Raw genomic sequence first — 19,783 nt, 5'->3', positions numbered from 1 at the left:
AGGTATCGAGAATGCAATTAACGATTATGGCCACTGAGGGCTTAGTGACGGTGGACGGAAACACTTTGGAAATGGATTTGGCTGATTACACCATGCTAGACGCTATACATGCTGTGCAGTTTGATGGTGTAGAAGGGGAAATTGAGTGGCAGGATCCTAATCGGCCTAACGATCCAATTTTAACCCTTGATGCTTTTCAACAAGTAATTACTGACCATGCTAATCAATGGGCTTTATTACAGGTTGATAACCGTAGTGATGAACAACGTCGCATCGATGCATTAATTAGTATCGATCACTTTGCTGGTCAAATACGTGCAAAGCTGTTGGGTGTTGGGGAATTTATACAAGAAGAGCGTAGGCGTGCCTACGAAGTTGCACTGGCCTACGAAGCTGATGGATTTCCCGAATCCGTACCCTTAGCAGTGCAGGTTCAAATGGAAACGTTCAATCAAACTGCTACTGAAGCGGTAGCGGAAATCAAAAATCATCACGATGCCTGGTTAAAGGCACTCGACCAAATCCGTAATCTGCGCCTACATGGTAAGGCTCAAATTTTGGATCTTGCCAAGGGTTCTGACTATGAGGCCCAAGCACAGCAAACCATTGATGAACTTTCGGCACTAGCAACAAGTTAATGCCACTTCTAACCGACCACTAAACCAGGAGCCACCATATGAGCACCAATATTTTACACGGCGTAGGGGTAACCCATAGTGACGCCGGAGCACGCGATATTAATCTAGTCAAACTCGGCTGTATCGGCATTGTGGGTACAGCCCCAAATGCTGCATCAGCGACCAGTGCCTCTCTGACTATTGGTACGACCGATGCTAATACAGAGCTGGTATTTAAAGCTACAACTCCAGGAATTGCTGGTAACGCTGTCAGCATCGAATTTTTTAATCCAAATTCCGCTGATTCTGTTTTGTCTATTAGTGTTAAGGGGAAAGCGGTACGGGTATCACTAGCGACAGATGCGAATAGTAAACTTATTAGCACAGCAGATAATGTACGTACAGCATTAGAAAAAAATGCAGAAGCCACTGCGCTATTTAGTGTAGCGAATGGTGCAAGTGATGGTAGCGGTGTTCTTTCTCCGCAGCCTGCCGTCACTATGTCTGGCGGGGCAGATGAGCCTTTTCCCCTTAATAAGCCTGTATTAGTTGCTGGTTCTGAATTACAAGCCTCAGCACTTGATACTCTGGGTACTAGTAAGGGAAGTTTGCCTGACGCCCTAGATGCTATTCTAGATCAGGCTGGAGCTCTGGTTGTGGTTGTAAGAGTTGCTGAAGGACCTGACTCCTCTTCCACTCGTACTAATATCATCGGTGGTGAAAGTACTGGCCAGTATACCGGTTTACATGCTTTGCGTGGTGCAGAGAGCGCGGTGGGAGAGCGTCCTAGAATTCTGATTGCCCCAGGTTTTTCATCAGATCCTGCAGTTGCCACTGAAATGAATGTAGTGGCAAATCGGGTTAAAGGGGTAGCTTATATTGATGCTCCAGATAGTGATGATGCGGCAGCTAAAGCATTCCGGACAAATTTTGGTAGCAAGCGCTTGCAGGTATTTGATCCATCTGTGCTCAAGTTTGATAAAGCGAGTGGTGCTAATAAGCGAGTGCCACTTTCAGCAGTCGCTGCGGGTATCCGTGCGAAACGTGATAGCGAAGAAGGTTTCTGGGCATCCATCTCTAACCAGGAGATTGCTGGAATTGTGGGTAGTAGCCGTCCAGTAGATTTTATTCAGGGTGACCCTAATAGCCGTGCAAACCTGTTGAACCAACACGAAATCACAACTGTCATTCGTCAGGGCGGATTTCGTCTATGGGGTAATCGCACTTGTTCTGCAGATCCTAAATGGGCCTTTGAAACTCATGTGCGTATTGCAGATGCGATTGATGATAGTATTCAAGAAGGTGTTTCTTGGGCTGTAGATCGTAATCTGAATCGAACTTTCTTTGAAGATGTGGCTGAGAGTGTTAATAATTTTCTGCGTCGCTTGACCTTACTGGGTGCTATTCATGGAGGTAAGTGTAGTCCAGATCCAGAACTTAATAATGCAAGTGAACTGGCCGCTGGACGTGTCTACTTCAATGTAGAATACACTCCAGTTGGTATTGCAGAGAGTATCCGCTTCCAGGTTGCTAGTACTAATCGCTACCTTACCGATCTGGTAGCTTAATTTAATTATTCGACTAAGCGGAGTTTAAAATGCAAGGTTATATTTTTAAAGATATGGAACTCTTTGCCGATGGCAAAGGTTATGCTGGGCTGGTAGAGGAGTTTGAAGCCCCAAGTCTTAAAGTTGTTACTGAAGATTACAACGGTGGTGGTTTAGGTGCAGCTATTGGTATTGATATGGGTAGAGTTGAAAAGCTGGAAGCCAGCTGGACTCTCGCAGGTTATCACGCGGAAACGCTTGCCCAATGGGGGCAAGGAGGCCAGGCTGGTACGCCCTTAACCCTTCGTGCGGCAGCTCAAAGTGAAGCAGATGGCTCGGTGGTACCGGTAATTATCAAGATGCGTGGGTTGGTTCGTACTTATGAAGCGGGTACACACAAGCCAGGTGAGATGAATAAGCAAAAATACAGTGCGGAGTTACGTTATTATTCTGTGAGTATTGATGGTCATCAAGTTATTGAGATTGATGTATTGAATGGTAAGCGCGTTGTAGATGGTGTAGACCAAACTGCTGAACTCCGTGCTGCTATTGGCCGATAATACTAAACACAAAGTTTTATTTAATCTCTTTCTATAAATTTATTTTTTCGCCCGCAGGCGCTTCAAGCTTGCGGGTTTTTTGTGAGGAAAATATGTCTGATAACATTATTAAGCTAGAGTTTCCTGTTGAATATCAGGGCATTACATACACTGAACTTCAAATGAGACGCCCTAAAGTGCGTGATCTACTGGCTATTGAGCGTAAACAAAAAGAAGCGGAACGCAAACGTCAACCAGTTGGCGATGGTGAATTAGCGACCGAAACTTACGCTAACCTTTGTGAGGTCTCGCCAGCAGTTATTGAAGATATGGATGCTGCAGATTTTAAAAAGCTAGATGAGACCTACGAAGGTTTTTTATCCTAAGTGCCTCGGCTATCCGAAGACTAGTAATCACTCTGGCCAGCTGGACTGGCTGGAGTCTCACAGAGCTTTCAGATCTGAGTTGTGAGGAGCTGAATGTTTGGGTGAATAATCTTCCCAAAGATCAAGCTGCGCCGAGGCATCCTCTTTAATCTTCCCATTTTGGTTTCCACTCCATGAGTAAATTTTCCATATTGATGAGCCTTGATGGCACCCTAACATCTGGTTTTAAGAGTGCAATCACTCAGAGCCAAACAATGTTGCAACGTTTTAGTAAATCTATCAAAAATGTTGATGAAGCCATGGCCGCTGCCAAAGGACTGCAGAAGCAGAGAGATAGTCTTGCTAAATTATCAGAAAGCCATAAGAAAAATAGAGTCAATGCACGAAGGGCAAAAAGAGAGATAGACATCCATAGTAAAAAACTAGAGGATGCGGCTGCAGCAGCCGACAAGTATGGAATTAGCATTGATAATGTTGACAAAAAACTGAAACATTTAGAAAAGCGCTCTAAAGCCTTAGATAAATTAAGTTCATTTGGTAAATTTATAAAAAATAAATCGTTAAAACCTAAGGGTTCAATGGAAGCTCTGGCGGCAGTGCCAGGAATACAATCCGCGATCTCTTTATTCCAGTTTGTTAAAGATACAGCAGATTCTGGTACTCAAACGAAAGATACTGCAGAAAAGCTGGGTTTTTCCTTCGAAGGGTTGCAGCGAAATAGGTTTGCTGCCGAGCGCTCTGGTGTGTCTCCTGAGATATTTGATATGGGGGCCCAAAACATGGTGGAGTCCATATCGAACCTTGCTGGTCTTAATAATGGAGATAAAATATCAAAAAAAGCGGAAGAAACATCCAAGGCCTTAACTGCACTTGGACTAGAGGCACAGGCTTTGGCTCAGATGAGTCCCGAAGAACAGCTGAAGGCCATAGCGGATGCGATGAGTTCCATAGAAAATAAAGGAAATAGGGTAGCGATAGCGGATAAAATCTTTGGTGCCGATGCTGTTGGCATGGTTAACATGCTCAATGGTGGAAGTGATAATCTTGACAAGCTCTATAATGAAGCCGATGCAACTGGCAATGTGTTGGACAAAGACCAACTTAAGCAATCTTCTGCTTTTAACGCCAGTTGGCTAAAGTTGACCACCACCCTTACAGGATTTAAAAATACTATTGCCACTGAATTAATGCCAACACTCATGGGAGTGTTCGAAACTTTCAGTGCATGGTTACAAAAACCTGAAGCTAAAGAATTTATCAAAGATTTTGTTCTTGGCTTTATAGAAATATTTAAAGGGATTGGTACTCTTATCTCCAAGTTTAGTGAATTCGGAAGTGCTGCTAAATCTATTGGCGCGGTATTAACCGGAATCATGACCGTAGTACTACTTCCCTTTATTAGCTTGTTATCACTTCCCGGCCTTATCGTTGCAGGCATTATTACTGCTGTAGGTTTACTTTGGGTGCACTGGGACAAAGTTGTCTCTTTGGTTAGTCAATTTGGAAATTGGCTTATAAATATTCGCGATAATACTCTAGGTAGTTTTTGGGATGTACTTACAGAGGGTGCACACAAAGCTTTTACACAAATAAAAGACTTCGTATCCCAGATATTTGGTAATACTCGTATAGGACAATTATTCCGAGGGGCTTCTTCACTAAGTAACAAGCTATTCGGTACAGAGATATCTCCTGGGGCTCCATCAGAGGAAATTGCGGCTCAAGCGGGTGTAAAACCCCGGGGTAGTAATAATGTCACTGTACAAAACAGTATAAACTCACCAATCAATATTTACCCGGCACAAGGCATGGATGAGGAAGCAATAGCAAGAAAAATGGGTGAGGAACTGGAAAAACGACAAAGAAACCAAGAAGTTCAACAACGTAGTGCATTATTTGATCTTGGAATATTGAATGGGGCACTAGCATAATGAATAGGAACTCTGACTCTGTTAATAACAGGGGCTCTGCATACGCTTCTCAACCTACAGAGACTCAAAATGCTGAAACCATGTTGAAAATTGGGGATTTTCCATTTGCTATAAATACTTGTGGGTACGACCAATTGCGACAGGCGTGGAAGTTTAATTGGCAGAATAGTAATCGTCCGCAAGGTTACCCACAGCTTCAATTCACTGGGCAGGGAACTCGTGATATTAACCTTAGCGGAAAAATTTATCCACTGGAGTTTGGTAAACCTAATCAACTTCAGGAGATGGCTGCTATAGCCGCAAAAGGAAAGCCTTTACGACTTATGTCTGGAAGAGGTGCAACCATGGGGTATTGGGCAATCACAAATATAGAGAGAACGGATAAGGATCCGTTTTCTGATGGTGTGGCACGCTGTGTGGAATTCTCAATTTCTCTGACCTATTACGGGGCAAAATATGGCCACTGAATATCGCACCCGTGCGGGGGATGTTTTGGATCAAGTTTGTAAAAGTTTTTATGGGCGGGAGTCTGCAGTACCGGAGATACTTGAAGCAAATCCAAAGCTTGCTAAGCTGCCATTCGTACTGCCAGAGGGAGTGCGTATTACCATGCCAGATCTTAGTGAAGCAAATATTAACGCTCCAATGATTAATTTATGGGATTAGAGGGATTTCTATGCTGCCACGTTTTGTTTTAGAGGTGGAGGGTATTGAAAGGAGAGTTCTTAATCAAAGAGCCCTTGGTTTTACCTGGGTAGATAAAGCAGGTCATACCTCTGATACTTTGAGCATTATTTTAGATGATGCTGAAGGTCGTCTAGCGATACCACGTAAAGGCGTTTCCATTACAGCCAAGCTGGGTTATGACAATGATTTGCAAATAATGCCAAAGTTCGTAGTGGACGAAATAGAATTAAGCGGCCCACATCGTCAGATGACGATTACCGCAAGAGCGAGTAACTTACATGAGAAATTAAAAACTCATAAGTCTCGTAGTTGGGATAATCTCACTTTAAACGATTTAATAACCGAAATATGCAAGGATAATGACTTAACACCTATTGTTGCTAGCTCACTAATTAAGCATAAGTTTCATCATTTAGATCAGACTAATGAAAGCGATATGAACTTCCTAACCCGTCTTGCAATAGAAATGCAGGCTATAGCGAAGGTAGTGGGTGATCGCTTGATTTTTGTTCCTGTAGGCGAGGCAAAGAGTGCTAGCGGGAAAAAGTTGCTTGAAGTTCCTGTCTCCTCTGGAGAATGTGATAATTGGCGATTTACTTTGCCTGATCGCGGCCGCTTTAGTGGTGTAGAGGCTCGCTGGCATGATCCAATTACCGCTACAGAGCAACTGGCTTTAGCGGGGGATCGTAGTGGTGCAGTTGAAAGATTGCCGCAAATTAAGCCCGGTCGAGCAGATGCAGAAAGTGCTGCTGATGCACGCCTACGCTTCCTGAAACGTCAAAATGGTAAATTGTCATTTACTGTTGATGGTAACCCCAATCTTCGGGCCAAAACACCTCTACGCCTGAATGATTTTCATCAGCAAATCGATGGTATGTGGACCGTGGATCAAGCTACTCACAGTATTGGAAAAAATCAGCGTTATACGACACAAGTTCAAGCAGCTTCGGAGGAATAACCTAAAAGATGCTTTAAATACACGAAGCTATCATATCTAGCTTAGCTACTGGTAATCCCTGCTCTATGAGCAGGGTAGTCTGGAAATATATTTAAAAGTTCAGACATTAACTAGTTAATCTCTATAAAGTGGCCTTAATTTTTTTGAGCCAGTTTTGCGAGAACCTGGACAGAAACTTTGGCAACCAACTCTGGAGAAATATCACCATTATTTTCTTGAGCGTAACGATATAAGGTGCCGTATGCATCAGCTAGTACAATATCAGGTAAAGTATCCGGATCTAATTCACATTCATCACGTAAATAGACGACAATCGCATTAACGCATTTACCTACCAATAAAAAGTCAACTTGTTGTAAGTCTCTCCCCTCTTCCCCTGTTGCCCAGTAACCAACGTTACTTCCCAAAGCACTGGCAATACGTTGTTGTTCTGCTCGATCTCTTGGTAGCACATCATTATTGAGCCAAGCGGCCGCAGTTGTCTTCCCTACACCAAATTCTTTGCAGAACCTAGATAAACGACCACGCCCTTCAGGATACCCATTCCGTGTCAGGAGCTGATGTAAACGCTCACTGGCTCCTTGGTTGTTAGGATCTTTCAAGGCCGCATTCTTCTTTCCAGTTTTCACTGTTTTCATGTGTCATTTTGTCGCTTGATAAACAGTCAGTGTATGTTCATTTGGGATGAATATATTGGTCATAATAAATGGATCGTTGTCAAATCGTTAATCAATTCTAAACACTAGCTTTAGCTATGCAACTATAAGAAATGCACGGATGTACAAGAAATCTTCCAGTTCGCCACAAGGTATCTCCACATGCTAAATCAATTTTTTCCGATTAAAGATTCATTATAGACGAACATTCGCTCAAAAAACCGCAAAGAAGTGTTGCTAAAAGTACATTTCAAATGTACATTAGTGGTTATGTTCACTTGTGCCGAACGTGTGAGCTAGCCTACTACAGGCTGTAGTACTTTGACAGTAGCCTTCCCAAGTTAACTAAAAGTGGGAAGTGTCTTTATAGTTTAAAAAACTGTAAAGACAAAGAAGAAAGGAATGGTTGTCACATAAAGAAAACTCTTTCGTATTGATGAGGGGTAAGAGTCCACTCTGCAAGGGATAACTAGTTCTACCTTGCTGGTAATGGAAAGCGCTATCCAGGGAACTTGAGCTAATAGACTTAGTTGTAGTGATAACAGGATGACTCTTTATGGCTCCAGATCGCCTTCGTTCACATAATTGGAACTATTAACTTATGGCGCAATTAGATAACAAACTAAAGAAAGCATTAGAGCAACGTCTAGAAGAGTGGCTTCAATGGAGCTCTGCCGGCCACAGCGGCTTACCACATGGTTTAGCGGGAAGTGGGAATTCACTTGCTGCACTTATGTCTAGCGGTGGGGAGCTAATTCGATCAACAGCCCCTCAAAATGGTTATCAGTGTCCTAGGGCCGAGGAAGTTGATCGCTGCTTAATAACATTGACGCAGTTACTCCCTGGTGCACGTAAAGTTGTTGAATTAGAGCTTTATGCTGGCAGGCCTGGATTTGAAACTCAAGCTTTAAGAGCTAAATCGATTGAAATGAGTCGACGACAATATGTTGAGTATCTTAACACTGGCCGTTGGATACTAATTGGTATGCTATTCGGGAAAGTAAATGCAAGAAACTTCAAACAATCAGCTTTTGAGCAGCCGGAACCACGATCACCGCGTATTAAATCTTGGCATGCTCAGTAGATAATAAGTTTTGGGAAAATGCAGAAATGAATAAGAATCAAAATGTCGGCCGTCCCCGCAGAATCATCGACAGTCAAGGCCGTCTTCAATGTTGTATGTGTCGTTGCTGGCAAGGGGCGGAAAAATATCACTTAAACTCTCGTAACAGTAGTGGTCGTGACAGTCGATGTAAATCTTGTGACAATCTACGCAGAAAGGAGTCTCGCAAGAAGCAACAGAGGGCAGCACTGATTGCTAGTGTAAAGAATCAATTTCAACATTGGAAAAAGCCATCTATTGGAGAATAAATTAACCAGCTTTGGTGGATAGAGAGAGATTTATATGGATAGTGCAGTGTTTTCTTTATTGGTGATAATAGTTTTACTTCAGGCAACCAATATAGGTTGTATGTTATGGCGTCGTTTTGGCCCGAAGCTACTTTTAATTAATTATACTGTTAGTGGAGGGGTAGGGGATAAGGCTTGGACATTACATTGTAGTAATTTTGGACGTATTCGTGGCCCTGTTTCAGATGTAGGCCTGGATTATCTAGTTAATGAATTCGTATCAAGAATGAAGGAAGATTATTCGGATATTAATGGTTATAGCTTGAATGGGGTAACAATATTGGATGTAGCTGTACCACTTCCAAAAGAAGAATCTAATTAGTTTTTACTGTATAGAATAAATACAGAACCTTTTTAATCAAGAGGTTGGTAGTTGGCTGTAAGTAAAGTGGTAGCTATGCGCAACGGCAAAAGCTGGGGTAATCAAGTATTTTTAGTGGCTAAAAATTGAGAGAGGGAATTTCATTACTGATGATGGTTACACTTGGCTGGACGCCATTCTTGCCAACCTCTTTTCGTTGGAATTATGGTTGACCCTATTTATAAAGCCCTAGTAGAAGAACTGGATGTTATTGAACGGATTCAAGAATCTTTACCTGGATCTTCCTAGATATTCTAATAACATTCTTGTTTAATATATAGGGTTAACTGTGGAATTGGCTGTCTCAAAGGTATTGGGGACTAATGATGATATGATCAAAAGTAATCAGGTTTCTTAAAAGGAATTTATAGAATGGCCTACTTTCGCGGTGTTTTATGGTTCTGCCTTACCCTGAATATACTTTTTTTACTTATCTGGCCTTTCTCTTGGGTTGGAATGTTGAGCTTCTTGAGGTTTTACTGGGGTTTATTCTAGCCAATTTTCCATTGCCCTTTATTGTTCGATGGTGTGAGCGTATGGCTAGTGATTTGCGAGGTTACTGGATCAACTTTATCCCTTATATAAGCCCCTTGTTGGTAGGGCTGGGTGGAACAGCGGTATATATTCATGCGGTTCTTCAGGGAGAGCAGGTATTTTGGTTGTATTTAACTGTGCCTATGGCACAGGCAACAGCTTTCTGGGTGCTCCTGGCATTGGTTTTTTGTATTTACCCGTTCATCAATACAGATAAGGAAGAAAATAGGGAAATGAAGCTAAACGATAGCGAGGAAAACTCTATAGAAGGAACGGTCAAACAGCAGGAAAAATCGGGTGAAATTGCATAGAGTTTAAAATATCGTTGTTAAGATCACTACAGAATTTTTGCCGATAGCTTTTTGTCATCCCTTTTCAGCTGGTCCTTTTTTCAGTCGTCGCTCATATTCCGTGGGAAAATGATCTTTCAGCCATTGCATTAAACTGCGTACACGGGCTAGCTGATGGCGCAGCGGAGGGCAAACCATAGAGAGCTGGGTGGACTCTGACCATCCAGGTAATATCTCCTGTAATTTACCCTGTTGGATATCCGCCTGAACATAGATGTCTGCCAGACGGGTTACTCCAAGTCCCGCCAGTGCTGCAAGGCGCATTGCGCGGCCGCTGACCAGCTTGATACCTTGTTCAACGTCAACTTTATGGCTCGTCTTACCGCGGGTTAGTACCCATTGGTCAACACTGCCGTAAATTAGGGGCACCTGTGAGAGATCCATGGGCTTTAGAATTGGGCCACGCATTTTGATAAAATTCGGGCTCGCAACATAACGGGTTTTGATACTTTGCAGTTTGCGTACTACGAGGGTGGAATCTGGCAGCTTCCCCATACGGATTACTAAATCGTAACGATCCTCAATGAGATCGACACGTACACTGGAAAAATCCAGTTGTATTTGTATTTCGGGATAAGTTTTCTGAAACTCAATGACCAGAGGGGCGATAATCTCCTCGCCGATAATCCCACCCACTGCGTTGATACGGATTTTGCCCTTAACCTTCTCCCTGGAGTGTGTTGCCCAATCAGCTGCGCTATCCAGTTGCTGCATCGCTTGCTTGCAGCGCTGGTAATAGCCTTCACCGACTTCGGTTAGTCGTAACTTACGAGTGGTGCGTAGCAATAGTTGAACATCCAGGGCGGATTCCAATTCCGAGACTTGTTGGCTGAGTGTGGCCTTGGAGTATCCCGTGTGGTCCGCCGCAGCGGTAAAGCTGCCTTGCTCGGCCACGGCAATAAAGGCGCGAATGGCTCGCCAGGAGATATTGTTCATAAAATCCAAACAATGATTTCAGATTAAGTGGGTTAGTGATTCTAATACTAAATTCTATACTGCCGATACAGCAGGGTTAATCCAGTACCCAGGGTCATTAATTGCAGAAGAGAAAAGCAGTATGTCTAAGCCATTGGTTGTAATAACAGGCGCCAGTTCTGGCATCGGAGCGGCAATTGCTCAGCATATGTCCGATGCGGGACATCCATTATTATTGTTGGCACGCCGTCTGGAAAAGTTAGAGGCGTTGAATCTACCGAACACCCTCTGTCGACAGGTCGATGTAACTGACACTGCGGTTTTATCCACAGCAATTCAGGAGGCAGAGGCGCTGTATGGGCCCGTGGATTGTCTGGTGAATAATGCCGGTAAGATGTTATTGGGGAACATTGAGTCCCAGAATGCCGAAGAGTGGCGGGATATGTTCGATGTGAATGTGCTCGCCTTGATGAACTGTATGCAGGCTGTCCTGGCGGATATGAAATCCCGTGGTCGCGGTACGATTCTCAATATCAGCTCCATTGCTGGGGTGAAGACTTTTATTAATCATGCAGCCTATTGCGGGACAAAGTACGCAGTGTCGGCGATTAGCGAAACTGTGCGTGAAGAAGTTGCCGCAAGTGGAGTACGTATCATGACCCTTTGCCCCGGAGCGGTGGAAACAGAGTTGCTAGGCCATACCACCTCAGATGAAATTATTAAGGCTTACGAAGAGTGGAAAGCTTCCATCGGTGGAGCCATCAATGCTGAGGATATCGCACGCACGGCGATGTTTATGTACAGCCAACCACAGCATGTGAATATCCGTGAAGTTCAGATAGCCGCTACCGGTCAGGACAGATAGATAGGTTAGATGGGATGAGAGCCTAAATAACCGATCTTATTTATAGGGCTCTTTCTTGAAAATTGTTTGGATGCTGGAGAAATCCAGCTCTTCATTTCCCTTCAAGCTGTGTAAGCCAAATAGATTTCTGGCCAGTGAGCCGAGCGGTGTATAGCTTTTGCTATGGTCGGCAGCTTGCTGAGCCAATCCCAGATCCTTACACATTAACCCGACTTTAAAGCCACCGCGATAATGATTGCTTGCGGGGGTGCTCTCCATAACTCCAGGGTAAGGATTGTAAGTCTGTAGCGACCAGTTAGCGCCGGAGCTTTTTGACATAATTTCGCTCAGTACTTTAGGGTCGAGGCCGTTATCCACACCCAGTTGGAGTGCCTCGGCTGTGCCAATCATATGAATTGCCAGTAACATATTGTTGCAGATCTTTGCTGTTTGTCCGGCACCTGCTGGGCCTGCAAAAAAAACGTTGGTTCCCATATGTTGCAGAACTGTCTTAGCCCTTTCCACATCCTCATGCTCACCGCCACACATAAAGCTGAGAGAGGCGGCAGCCGCTCCTTTGACTCCGCCAGAGACTGGTGCTTCTATGGCATGCAGCCCTTTAGTTTGGGCGGCGTTAATTAGTCGCTTCGAGCTCCTTGCGGAAACGGTGGAACAATCGATTATTAGTGTCTGCTTTTCGATAACTTCCAGTAGGTGATCTTTATCAATATATAGTGACTCCACTACCGCATCACTGGGTAGCATGCTAATAACAAAATCTGCTCCTTTTACCGCTTCTTTCGCCGATGCGCATTTCTCCACCCCCTGCTCTACAGCCGCCTGGAGTAAGGTCTCCACCGGATCAAAACCTCTCACAGAGAATCCGGCTTTGATTAAATTACTGGCCATGGGGGCACCCATATGCCCCAGACCGAGAAAGGCTACGATTTTATTCATGGCATTATCCAAAAAATAAAAACTGAGTTGTTAAGTGGTGTTACTTTAACTGTATGGTCATATTTGCTTGTTCGGCGTGTTCGATATCTGAATCGAACCAACGAGCAGTGATAGTTTTTGTTTCGGTATAGAAGCGCACGGCCTGCTTACCATAAGCGTGCAAGTCCCCATAGAAAGAGCTGCGCCAGCCGGTAAAACTGAAAAAAGGTAGTGGAACCGGGATAGGCACATTGATACCCACCTGGCCGACAAGGATTTCATGTTGGTATTTTCTTGCGGCAGCCCCACTGGCAGTAAATATCGAAGTCCCATTGCCGTAGGGGCAATTATTGACCAATGTTATGGCTTCATCTAAGTGATCTACATTCACTAAGCACAATACTGGGCCAAATATTTCATCAGTATAAATAGACATTTCAGCAGTGACATTGGCAAACAGGGTGGGGCCTACCCAGTTGCCATGGGGATATCCATCAACTGTAACTTGTGAACCATCCAGCAAACAATCGGCCCCCTCTTTTTTGCCGGTCTCGATATAACCCAGCACCCGCTCTTTTGCCGCGGGGGAAATTAGGGGGCCATAGTCGGCTTGCGGATTCTTCCAATGTCCAGGTTTTATCTTTGCCATCGCATCTCGGATTTCGGGGATCCAACTCTGTGCCTCACCGACTAATACCACTACCGAAATTGCCATACATCGCTGACCCGCGGCCCCAACAGAAGAACCGATGATATTGTTGATGGTGGCACTTTTATTAGCATCGGGCATGACCACCATGTGATTTTTGGCTCCGGCAAAAGCCTGTACTCTTTTTAAATACTGAGTACCTGTTTGATAAATATGTCGACCCACCGGTACCGAGCCGACAAAAGAAATGGCTTTAATGTCTGGATCTTTGAGCAAGAAATCCACTTGTTCACGGCCGCCATGGATAACTTGCAGTACCCCTTTTGGGGCGCCTGCCTGCTCAAATAATTCGGCCAGCTTGCATGGTGTAATTGGATCTTGTTCGGAAGGCTTAAGAATAAAAGTGTTGCCACAGGCGATCGCAAGGGGAAACATCCACAGTGGAATCATGGCAGGGAAGTTGAAAGGTGTAATGCCGGCGCAGACACCGATAGGTTGAACATAAGAATAACAATCTATAGCGCTGGCAACGTTTTCAACTGTCTCGCCCATTAATAGCGTGGCAATATTGGCAGCATGTTCAACAACCTCAATCCCTCGCCAAACATCTCCCTTGGCATCCTCGAAAGTTTTCCCAGTTTCCTCTGCGAGAATCTCAGCCAAGGTCTCTTGGTGTTCTTTTAGCAGAGCCTGATACTTGAGCATAATACGCGCCCTGCTAGGGACTGGAGTATCCCGCCAGGATAAAAACGCCTGTTTCGCGGCGGCAATGGCCTTAATTTGCTCTGCCTCAGTGGTATAGGGAGCCTGGGTTAAAACCTCCCCCGTGGCAGGATTTGTCACATCCAGCCACTCCTTGGCATTGGATTGTATCCAGTTGCCGTCAATGAGAAGCGGAAGGCGAGCGGGAATGGGTTTATTCATATTATTTGCCTTACCAGAAACAGGTGGGGAGGTGACCAACAGTTTAGGCGTTTTAGGTGTTGTCTCAATAGTTAGGGGGCATTTCACGCCGTGGGTTGATGTAGGGAGCCCTGGAACAATTGTGTTAGTAGGGGTAGGGGGGGATTGTGGATAACTACAGTCTGGTCAGAAATAGAGCTTACATTCTTATGTTTTTTAGGGGGACTGACCCTGCCGTAGCTACTGCGGGTTAATGGGATTAAATTAGTATTGTGTGGGCTTTCTCAACTTGCGTAAAGGGTGTCAGATATTTCCATAAAAGTTGTAGGCATACTGATAGTATGCGTTTTCACTATTTTAAAAGTCGTAGCTCAGGGATCTTTATAAATTAATTTAAATTAGGAGGTTGTAAGGTGTTTTATCAAAAAAAAATCAAGTTGTTGATCATTTCAATTTTGTGGTCAGTAAGCCACCTTGTCTCTGCCACCACTTTGGATGACCTGAAAGCTCATACACCTACTTCAAATACAACCTGGGCAGAGCAGTGGTTTTACAATATTGCTGTACCCGATGTGGGATATTTCAAGGTGAGCCTGCAAACTTATATCGCTCCGGATTTCACTGAGCCAACTCCTAGGCCTTATATTCATTTAGCATTCTCTCCCGAGAACGGTACAGAAGTTAAGTATGACCTTTTTCTGGATGAAGTCATCCTGAAGCATCCAGATAACTCAGGGGAATTCTACTACGAGGTTCCTGGAGTCGTTTTGGCGGATGAAGAAGGGATATGGGTCAATCATGCTGAATTTAACTTTAGCATGAGTTGGGCCGGAGACCATCACCATTATTGGCACGGTCTTAACCCTGGTCAAACACCCTTTGGGATAATTCCCGAGTTGCCTGGAGTGGGAGGGAAGTGGTTTCTCTATACGGTGGGAACACCGGTAAAGTATAGCTTTTCTGATGGTAATCGATCTTTAACAGGGCAAGGCTTTGCTCAGCTGGATAAAGGTTGGTTTGATAAGGAATCCAGTGCGGGTGTTATATACACTATGGGGCTTACCGATGATATTTATTTTATGTTTACTGGGGCAAAAATTGGTGACTCAAGTATTGAGATGTGGGCGGGGAGATATATTTCAGACCAGTATGATCTAATTTTTTACCCAGCGTTTAAGAATTTATCGGTTAAACGTGAGCTGGATCCATGTTCTGGTTATCTAAAGCTAAAAATGAGTAAATTAAAGTATAAATTGGTTCTTGAGGCCTGGGCTGATACAGGAAGTTTCTATCGGCAGAGGTTTCCCTCAGATGTTATTTTTGGCCTCGGTCAAGTTTATATGAAATCAATGCAGGCAAATATCAACTTTTCTCTTTACAAAAAGGGTAGTCTGGTGGAGTCCATTCAAGTGCCACAGGGGCTTTTAGAGTTTAGTGGGCCTTTTACCTGTGAAGGGGGCGCGGGGTAGAGTCTGGATCTATTCCCTGATGTATGATTGTATTCTGTTTCTAGGCTAAGGCGACGGTAGTTTGTCGCCTCTTTGTATAATTGTTTTCCCTAGTGGGAGCTTTCTTAAGATTGGAATTCTTAATCGGGCGTAAGCCACTCTTGTAAGATTCTATGCTCTATATCACCGATAATGGCCATGCTCGGGTGATTTCTTTTCGGTAAATTTACCACCCTAATATGGCCCTGATCTAGGTTTTTAAAGTGATCATAGGGTGATATAGGGTCAGTATTTGAAGTAAATAAAAGCACCGGTATGGAAGAATTCATAATTAAGGGTTCAATTTTTGTATCTTGGGATCTGATATTGGCTTCTTTCAGTGCGGTTAATGCTCCTATTTTAATCTCATCCTCAGAAATTGCTTTGCTAAGCAGCGGAAAGTTTTCCTTAGCATAAAGATAAACAGCCTGATCAAATTCCAACATGGGTGCCTGTAAAATTAGACCGCTGATATCCTGTCTAGATTGAGAAATTCTGGCCGCGGCAAGGCTTCCCATGGAGTTGCCAAGAAGATAAATGTGTTGATTCTCTATAATGCCTGTATCAATTAGATCATCAATCAGTCTGTTAATGATTTTGCTATCACCAACACCATATTCTTTATTGCCACCGGATTCGCCATGACCAAGAAGGTCTGGAATAACAACGTGAAAACCTAATAATCGGAAATATAATGCAGAGTTGAGCATGAATTCCTTTGAGGCGCGGAAACCGTGTAGCAGAATCAAAGTGCCGGAATAACTGTTTTTCAGTGCTTTCCTATCTATGGCAAGAGCTACTGTAGTTGTATTCTGACCTGAGTCGGTTTCGATAGAGTATTTGATTTTGCCTTTCTCCAAGGGGGCGGCATAAAGATAGCTGATGCTAAGATCTCTGTATGTATCTCGATAGCTACCTTTCTTAAACCCCCATGTTTCAATCTGTTCACTGGAAACGATCTCGTCGTAAGGGAAGCTTTTAGAGTGCGTAATATAGTCTGCGATATTTGAGGAGCAAGCAGAGATCAATACGCAGAATATAGTAACTGGAATCAGTTTTTTAAGTTTCATTTTTATAGTGATAAAATAAGCGGTTAAATCTAATGTAAGTGCACAAAAGAACGAGAAATAGTACTGGTAGTCGATCTCTTTAGATCTGTGGTGACTCTTTGGTGTTTAATAAGCTCAACTGTGAAAACTGCTAGCAAGTTTAAAGGTTTATTTCTCGGTGTTATGCACAGCTGGTTATAGTGTAGGTATACTGATTCGGTAGCGAGTTGACCGGAAGGTCATTAAATGTCTTGGTGGATGGAAACAAGGGCACAGGAAGATGCATTAAGTCGGTTGCAGTAAAGCAGTGGGATGGCGGCAGCCAAATAAAATTCACTAACCGCCATAATTATGAGGAAGGTCTTTAACCCAGGTTTATCCCAGCCTCTTTAGAGGCTGCATCATAACCATTGGTAGGGGGATTTCCCTGAAGATTAAGGGTATACGTTAATAGGGTGTAATCTTTCGGGTCAGCTTTACAAACAAACCCCATGGAGCGGGCAAATGTCTGCACGCGTTTATTATCGGCGGACTCAATAGAGTAAATCCGTTGTAAGCCCTGCTCTTTCGCACAGTCGATCAGACGTTTAAGCATCAATCGGCCGAGTCCCAATCCCTGCCAGTCATCGCGCACAACAACTGCGCACTCACAGGCTTGTCCGTCCGCATCTACAGCGTAATGTGCTGTGGCCACGGCCCTTTGCGCATGGTCACTGGTACACAGGGCAATAAAGGCCTCGTGAATCTGGTGATCATTATCGGTGAGTAGCTCAATCAATTTTTGGCTGGCTTTACAGCTTCCACCAATAAAGCGGTCTCGCCGAGTTTCTGGAGATAAATCTTCGATAAGATCTTTCTCCAGTTGGCTGTCACTGCGACAAATAGGGCGTATTGAAACCCTGCGCCCATTACCGAGAGTGACTTGTTCGATCTGGTGTTCATTACTGACACTGCGATTGTGTGACATGGTTGTGAATATCCCAGCAGCACTTGGCTGCATCATCTGTGGTTCGCAACGAGGGTTGGATATCACAAAGATAGACGCTCGCGTTGCGAACGTGGAACTATGTTACGGTCGTCTCGCCCGAGTGCCTAACAATCCCTGTGTCTATGGCTATGAGGACTAGTTTTAGGGGCTGGAACTATACAGTCAGATTGTTTGTGTTATAGTGCTGCAGCTGATTTTTCTCAGCTGCGTCATTTGTAGGCCGGTGATATACCGGTATCCCCCCGTGAACATTTCTTAAATTCTTCCCGGAACCCTCTACTGAATGCCGCGCGCCGGCTGGCCGGTGATTTGACGGCTGTGTGCATCGAGCCTCACTTGCTCTGGATGCCAACTCCGATTTTTCTATTTGCACCTCTGTGGTGCGAATGTGTTTGATTGCGCCTAGGGCGCAGTTTGAGGTTATTTATGTTGTTTGAAGATCTGGGCCTTGCCCAGGAGATCGCCCGTGCAGTTGCAGAGCAGGGGTACAGTGCGCCCACGCCCATCCAAGCTCAAGCTATTCCCGCCGTTATGCAGGGCAGCGATATTATGGCTGCGGCCCAAACGGGAACTGGTAAGACAGCCGGTTTTACCTTGCCAATGTTGCACCGTTTGAGCCAGGGGGAGCGCGCAAAAAAAGGGCAGGTGCGTGCGTTGGTGCTTACTCCTACCAGGGAACTGGCTGCGCAGGTGTTCGATAATGTGCAGAGCTATAGTAAATACTTGCCAATGCGCCACTCTGTTGTCTTTGGTGGGGTGAAGATCAATCCACAGATCGCCAGGCTGCGCGGCGGTGCCGATATCCTGGTGGCCACTCCCGGACGTTTATTGGACCTACATAGCCAGGGGGCTATCCGCTTCGATCGGCTCGAAGCCCTGGTGTTGGATGAGGCCGACCGCATGCTGGACATGGGCTTCATTCATGATATCAAGCGGGTATTGCGTATCCTGCCCACAGAGCGCCAGAACCTGCTGTTTTCAGCCACCTTCTCCCCGGAAATCCGCCAGCTAGCAAAAGGCCTGGTGAAGAATCCACTGGAAATTGATGTCAGTCCGCGCAACACGACTACAGATACCGTGCGTCAAAAACTGCATCCTGTGGATAAGGCACGCAAAACAAAACTGTTGAGTCACCTTATTCGCGATAACGACTGGCACCAGGCTTTGGTATTCAGCCGAACCAAGCATGGCGCCAACCGGTTGGTGAAGCAGTTGGAGGGCGACAATATCCGCGCGGCGGCGATTCATGGCAATAAAAGCCAGAATGCACGCACTCGTGCCCTGGCCGACTTCAAGGCGGGCAAAGTGCAAATATTGGTTGCCACTGATATCGCCGCTCGAGGAATTGATATTGATCAGTTACCCCAAGTAGTTAACTTTGATCTGCCTAACGTTCCCGAAGATTATGTTCACCGTATTGGTCGTACGGGCCGTGCCGGTGCGCGTGGCCAGGCGGTGTCCCTGGTCAGCGCCGATGAAATCAAGCAATTGCGCGATATTGAGCGCTTGATTGGCAAGCCAATCCCCCGTGAGGAGATTGAGGACTTTGAGCCCGATCACCAGCTGCCGGCCTCCGGTAATCCCAAGCGTGGTGGCGGACAAAAGCCCGCCGCCAACAAGCGCCCTACCGGCTCCCGTAACAGTGAGGGGGGGCGTGAAGCGCGAGGTAATAGCGATGAGCGCAGGGGTAATCGCGGAAATGGTCGCGGCAAGACAGAAGGACGTGGAAACGGTGGCCGCAACAGCAATGCCGCTGCCGGTAAAGGCGGTAATGGAAATCGAGCCGGTGGTAATGGCAGAACTCGCGGTGCTGAATCCAGCCGCAGTGACGGCCAGAAACCTCAGAGAGCACCAAGACGCCGTCCCAGCAGAGGACGTTCGGAAAGCGCTTAGCAGTTCGAGTAGTTGGTAATAAAAAAAGCGGCTTAGGCCGCTTTTTTTTGTAGCTGCTAATTTCCACTTACTCTGAAATTTTATCAGTAAATACATTTTTTGAGTTTTTTAACCGTACTTCAATTTGCTGCAATATATGTTTT

The 19,783-nt window shown here is 44.9% G+C and carries 20 protein-coding genes; 14 read left to right on the top strand and 6 right to left on the bottom strand.

Annotated elements, in window-relative coordinates; translation table 11 throughout:
• Positions 1 to 11 precede the first annotated feature (11 nt).
• From FIU95_RS18080 to FIU95_RS18045, 8 genes are all read left to right on the top strand, one after another.
• Positions 12 to 638, top strand: a complete 627-nt coding sequence (locus FIU95_RS18080; RefSeq protein WP_152455209.1) for a hypothetical protein — start codon at positions 12 to 14, stop codon at positions 636 to 638.
• A 38-nt stretch (positions 639 to 676) separates the two neighbouring features.
• Positions 677 to 2,185, top strand: coding sequence for a phage tail sheath subtilisin-like domain-containing protein (locus FIU95_RS18075; RefSeq protein WP_152455207.1), 1,509 nt, complete (start codon positions 677 to 679; stop codon positions 2,183 to 2,185).
• A 29-nt stretch (positions 2,186 to 2,214) separates the two neighbouring features.
• On the top strand, positions 2,215 to 2,724 hold the full coding sequence (locus FIU95_RS18070) for a phage major tail tube protein (RefSeq protein WP_152455205.1): 510 nt from the start codon (positions 2,215 to 2,217) through the stop codon (positions 2,722 to 2,724).
• Between the two features lie 92 nt (positions 2,725 to 2,816).
• A complete protein-coding gene (locus FIU95_RS18065; protein ID WP_152455203.1) occupies positions 2,817 to 3,089 on the top strand; it encodes a phage tail assembly protein in 273 nt (90 codons plus the stop codon).
• Between the two features lie 173 nt (positions 3,090 to 3,262).
• Positions 3,263 to 5,020, top strand: coding sequence for a hypothetical protein (locus FIU95_RS18060; RefSeq protein WP_152455201.1), 1,758 nt, complete (start codon positions 3,263 to 3,265; stop codon positions 5,018 to 5,020).
• Positions 5,020 to 5,487 carry a phage tail protein gene (locus FIU95_RS18055; RefSeq protein ID WP_152455199.1) on the top strand — a complete coding sequence of 156 codons (468 nt, stop codon included), beginning with the start codon at positions 5,020 to 5,022 and terminating at the stop codon, positions 5,485 to 5,487. Before FIU95_RS18060 ends, FIU95_RS18055 begins: the two co-directional genes overlap by 1 nt.
• Positions 5,477 to 5,686 (top strand): tail protein X, encoded by a 210-nt coding sequence (locus tag FIU95_RS18050; RefSeq protein ID WP_152455197.1) that lies wholly within the window; start codon positions 5,477 to 5,479, stop codon positions 5,684 to 5,686. Before FIU95_RS18055 ends, FIU95_RS18050 begins: the two co-directional genes overlap by 11 nt.
• 10 nt (positions 5,687 to 5,696) lie before the next feature.
• Entirely contained in the window at positions 5,697 to 6,665 is a 969-nt protein-coding gene (locus tag FIU95_RS18045) for a contractile injection system protein, VgrG/Pvc8 family (protein ID WP_152455195.1), read from the top strand.
• A gap of 134 nt (positions 6,666 to 6,799) precedes the next feature.
• Here FIU95_RS18045 and FIU95_RS18040 read toward each other — a convergent pair whose 3' ends face one another.
• Complete coding sequence (locus FIU95_RS18040) at positions 6,800 to 7,303, bottom strand: hypothetical protein (RefSeq protein ID WP_152455194.1); 504 nt, start codon at positions 7,301 to 7,303, stop codon at positions 6,800 to 6,802.
• Between the two features lie 619 nt (positions 7,304 to 7,922).
• Between FIU95_RS18040 and FIU95_RS18035 the strand changes: the two genes are divergently transcribed.
• The 3 genes from FIU95_RS18035 (at position 7,923) to FIU95_RS18025 (ending at position 9,937) form a co-directional block, all read left to right on the top strand.
• Positions 7,923 to 8,405, top strand: a complete 483-nt coding sequence (locus FIU95_RS18035) for a hypothetical protein (protein ID WP_152455192.1) — start codon at positions 7,923 to 7,925, stop codon at positions 8,403 to 8,405.
• Positions 8,406 to 8,726: 321 nt separating this feature from the next.
• On the top strand, positions 8,727 to 9,053 hold the full coding sequence (locus FIU95_RS18030; protein ID WP_152455190.1) for a hypothetical protein: 327 nt from the start codon (positions 8,727 to 8,729) through the stop codon (positions 9,051 to 9,053).
• 434 nt (positions 9,054 to 9,487) lie between these two features.
• The gene (locus FIU95_RS18025) at positions 9,488 to 9,937 is read left to right on the top strand and encodes a hypothetical protein (RefSeq protein ID WP_152455188.1); all 450 of its coding nucleotides are present in this window, start codon (positions 9,488 to 9,490) and stop codon (positions 9,935 to 9,937) included.
• A 54-nt stretch (positions 9,938 to 9,991) separates the two neighbouring features.
• On the opposite strand, the gene FIU95_RS18020 is transcribed toward FIU95_RS18025, so the two are convergent.
• Positions 9,992 to 10,912, bottom strand: a complete 921-nt coding sequence (locus tag FIU95_RS18020; protein ID WP_152455186.1) for a LysR family transcriptional regulator — start codon at positions 10,910 to 10,912, stop codon at positions 9,992 to 9,994.
• A gap of 121 nt (positions 10,913 to 11,033) precedes the next feature.
• On the opposite strand from FIU95_RS18020, the gene FIU95_RS18015 reads away from it, so the two are divergent.
• Positions 11,034 to 11,756, top strand: a complete 723-nt coding sequence (locus FIU95_RS18015) for an SDR family oxidoreductase (protein WP_152455184.1) — start codon at positions 11,034 to 11,036, stop codon at positions 11,754 to 11,756.
• Between the two features lie 36 nt (positions 11,757 to 11,792).
• Here FIU95_RS18015 and mmsB read toward each other — a convergent pair whose 3' ends face one another.
• Positions 11,793 to 12,692 carry a 3-hydroxyisobutyrate dehydrogenase gene (mmsB, locus tag FIU95_RS18010; protein WP_152455182.1) on the bottom strand — a complete coding sequence of 300 codons (900 nt, stop codon included), beginning with the start codon at positions 12,690 to 12,692 and terminating at the stop codon, positions 11,793 to 11,795.
• Positions 12,693 to 12,732: 40 nt separating this feature from the next.
• Positions 12,733 to 14,244, bottom strand: a complete 1,512-nt coding sequence (locus tag FIU95_RS18005) for a CoA-acylating methylmalonate-semialdehyde dehydrogenase (protein ID WP_172975452.1) — start codon at positions 14,242 to 14,244, stop codon at positions 12,733 to 12,735.
• Positions 14,245 to 14,636: 392 nt separating this feature from the next.
• Between FIU95_RS18005 and FIU95_RS18000 the strand changes: the two genes are divergently transcribed.
• Positions 14,637 to 15,692 carry a hypothetical protein gene (locus FIU95_RS18000; RefSeq protein WP_216646278.1) on the top strand — a complete coding sequence of 352 codons (1,056 nt, stop codon included), beginning with the start codon at positions 14,637 to 14,639 and terminating at the stop codon, positions 15,690 to 15,692.
• Between the two features lie 119 nt (positions 15,693 to 15,811).
• On the opposite strand, the gene FIU95_RS17995 is transcribed toward FIU95_RS18000, so the two are convergent.
• Positions 15,812 to 16,780: an alpha/beta hydrolase gene (locus FIU95_RS17995; RefSeq protein ID WP_152455180.1), complete on the bottom strand. Its 969-nt coding sequence runs from the start codon at positions 16,778 to 16,780 to the stop codon at positions 15,812 to 15,814.
• Between the two features lie 343 nt (positions 16,781 to 17,123).
• On the bottom strand, positions 17,124 to 17,726 hold the full coding sequence (locus FIU95_RS17990) for a GNAT family N-acetyltransferase (protein WP_172975451.1): 603 nt from the start codon (positions 17,724 to 17,726) through the stop codon (positions 17,124 to 17,126).
• A 447-nt stretch (positions 17,727 to 18,173) separates the two neighbouring features.
• On the opposite strand from FIU95_RS17990, the gene FIU95_RS17985 reads away from it, so the two are divergent.
• Positions 18,174 to 19,640, top strand: coding sequence for a DEAD/DEAH box helicase (locus tag FIU95_RS17985; RefSeq protein ID WP_152455176.1), 1,467 nt, complete (start codon positions 18,174 to 18,176; stop codon positions 19,638 to 19,640).
• The last annotated feature ends 143 nt before the right edge of the window (positions 19,641 to 19,783 follow it).

This window comes from Microbulbifer sp. THAF38, assembly GCF_009363535.1.
Lineage (GTDB): Bacteria > Pseudomonadota > Gammaproteobacteria > Pseudomonadales > Cellvibrionaceae > Microbulbifer.
Note: the sequence above shows the minus strand (reverse complement) of the source record. Positions and strands in the feature narration are given on the sequence as shown.

Excerpts from the sequence above, each read along its gene's own strand:
- FIU95_RS18080 (WP_152455209.1), top strand. The coding sequence starts at position 12 with ATGCAATTAACGATTATGGCCACTGAGGGCTTAGTGACGGTGGACGGA.
- FIU95_RS18075 (WP_152455207.1), top strand. The coding sequence starts at position 677 with ATGAGCACCAATATTTTACACGGCGTAGGGGTAACCCATAGTGACGCC.
- FIU95_RS18070 (WP_152455205.1), top strand. The coding sequence starts at position 2,215 with ATGCAAGGTTATATTTTTAAAGATATGGAACTCTTTGCCGATGGCAAA.
- FIU95_RS18065 (WP_152455203.1), top strand. The coding sequence starts at position 2,817 with ATGTCTGATAACATTATTAAGCTAGAGTTTCCTGTTGAATATCAGGGC.
- FIU95_RS18060 (WP_152455201.1), top strand. The coding sequence starts at position 3,263 with ATGAGTAAATTTTCCATATTGATGAGCCTTGATGGCACCCTAACATCT.
- FIU95_RS18055 (WP_152455199.1), top strand. The coding sequence starts at position 5,020 with ATGAATAGGAACTCTGACTCTGTTAATAACAGGGGCTCTGCATACGCT.
- FIU95_RS18050 (WP_152455197.1), top strand. The coding sequence starts at position 5,477 with ATGGCCACTGAATATCGCACCCGTGCGGGGGATGTTTTGGATCAAGTT.
- FIU95_RS18045 (WP_152455195.1), top strand. The coding sequence starts at position 5,697 with ATGCTGCCACGTTTTGTTTTAGAGGTGGAGGGTATTGAAAGGAGAGTT.
- FIU95_RS18040 (WP_152455194.1), bottom strand. The coding sequence starts at position 7,303 with ATGAAAACAGTGAAAACTGGAAAGAAGAATGCGGCCTTGAAAGATCCT.
- FIU95_RS18035 (WP_152455192.1), top strand. The coding sequence starts at position 7,923 with ATGGCGCAATTAGATAACAAACTAAAGAAAGCATTAGAGCAACGTCTA.
- FIU95_RS18030 (WP_152455190.1), top strand. The coding sequence starts at position 8,727 with ATGGATAGTGCAGTGTTTTCTTTATTGGTGATAATAGTTTTACTTCAG.
- FIU95_RS18025 (WP_152455188.1), top strand. The coding sequence starts at position 9,488 with ATGGTTCTGCCTTACCCTGAATATACTTTTTTTACTTATCTGGCCTTT.
- FIU95_RS18020 (WP_152455186.1), bottom strand. The coding sequence starts at position 10,912 with ATGAACAATATCTCCTGGCGAGCCATTCGCGCCTTTATTGCCGTGGCC.
- FIU95_RS18015 (WP_152455184.1), top strand. The coding sequence starts at position 11,034 with ATGTCTAAGCCATTGGTTGTAATAACAGGCGCCAGTTCTGGCATCGGA.
- mmsB (WP_152455182.1), bottom strand. The coding sequence starts at position 12,692 with ATGAATAAAATCGTAGCCTTTCTCGGTCTGGGGCATATGGGTGCCCCC.
- FIU95_RS18005 (WP_172975452.1), bottom strand. The coding sequence starts at position 14,244 with ATGAATAAACCCATTCCCGCTCGCCTTCCGCTTCTCATTGACGGCAAC.
- FIU95_RS17995 (WP_152455180.1), bottom strand. The coding sequence starts at position 16,780 with ATGAAACTTAAAAAACTGATTCCAGTTACTATATTCTGCGTATTGATC.
- FIU95_RS17990 (WP_172975451.1), bottom strand. The coding sequence starts at position 17,726 with ATGTCACACAATCGCAGTGTCAGTAATGAACACCAGATCGAACAAGTC.
- FIU95_RS17985 (WP_152455176.1), top strand. The coding sequence starts at position 18,174 with ATGTTGTTTGAAGATCTGGGCCTTGCCCAGGAGATCGCCCGTGCAGTT.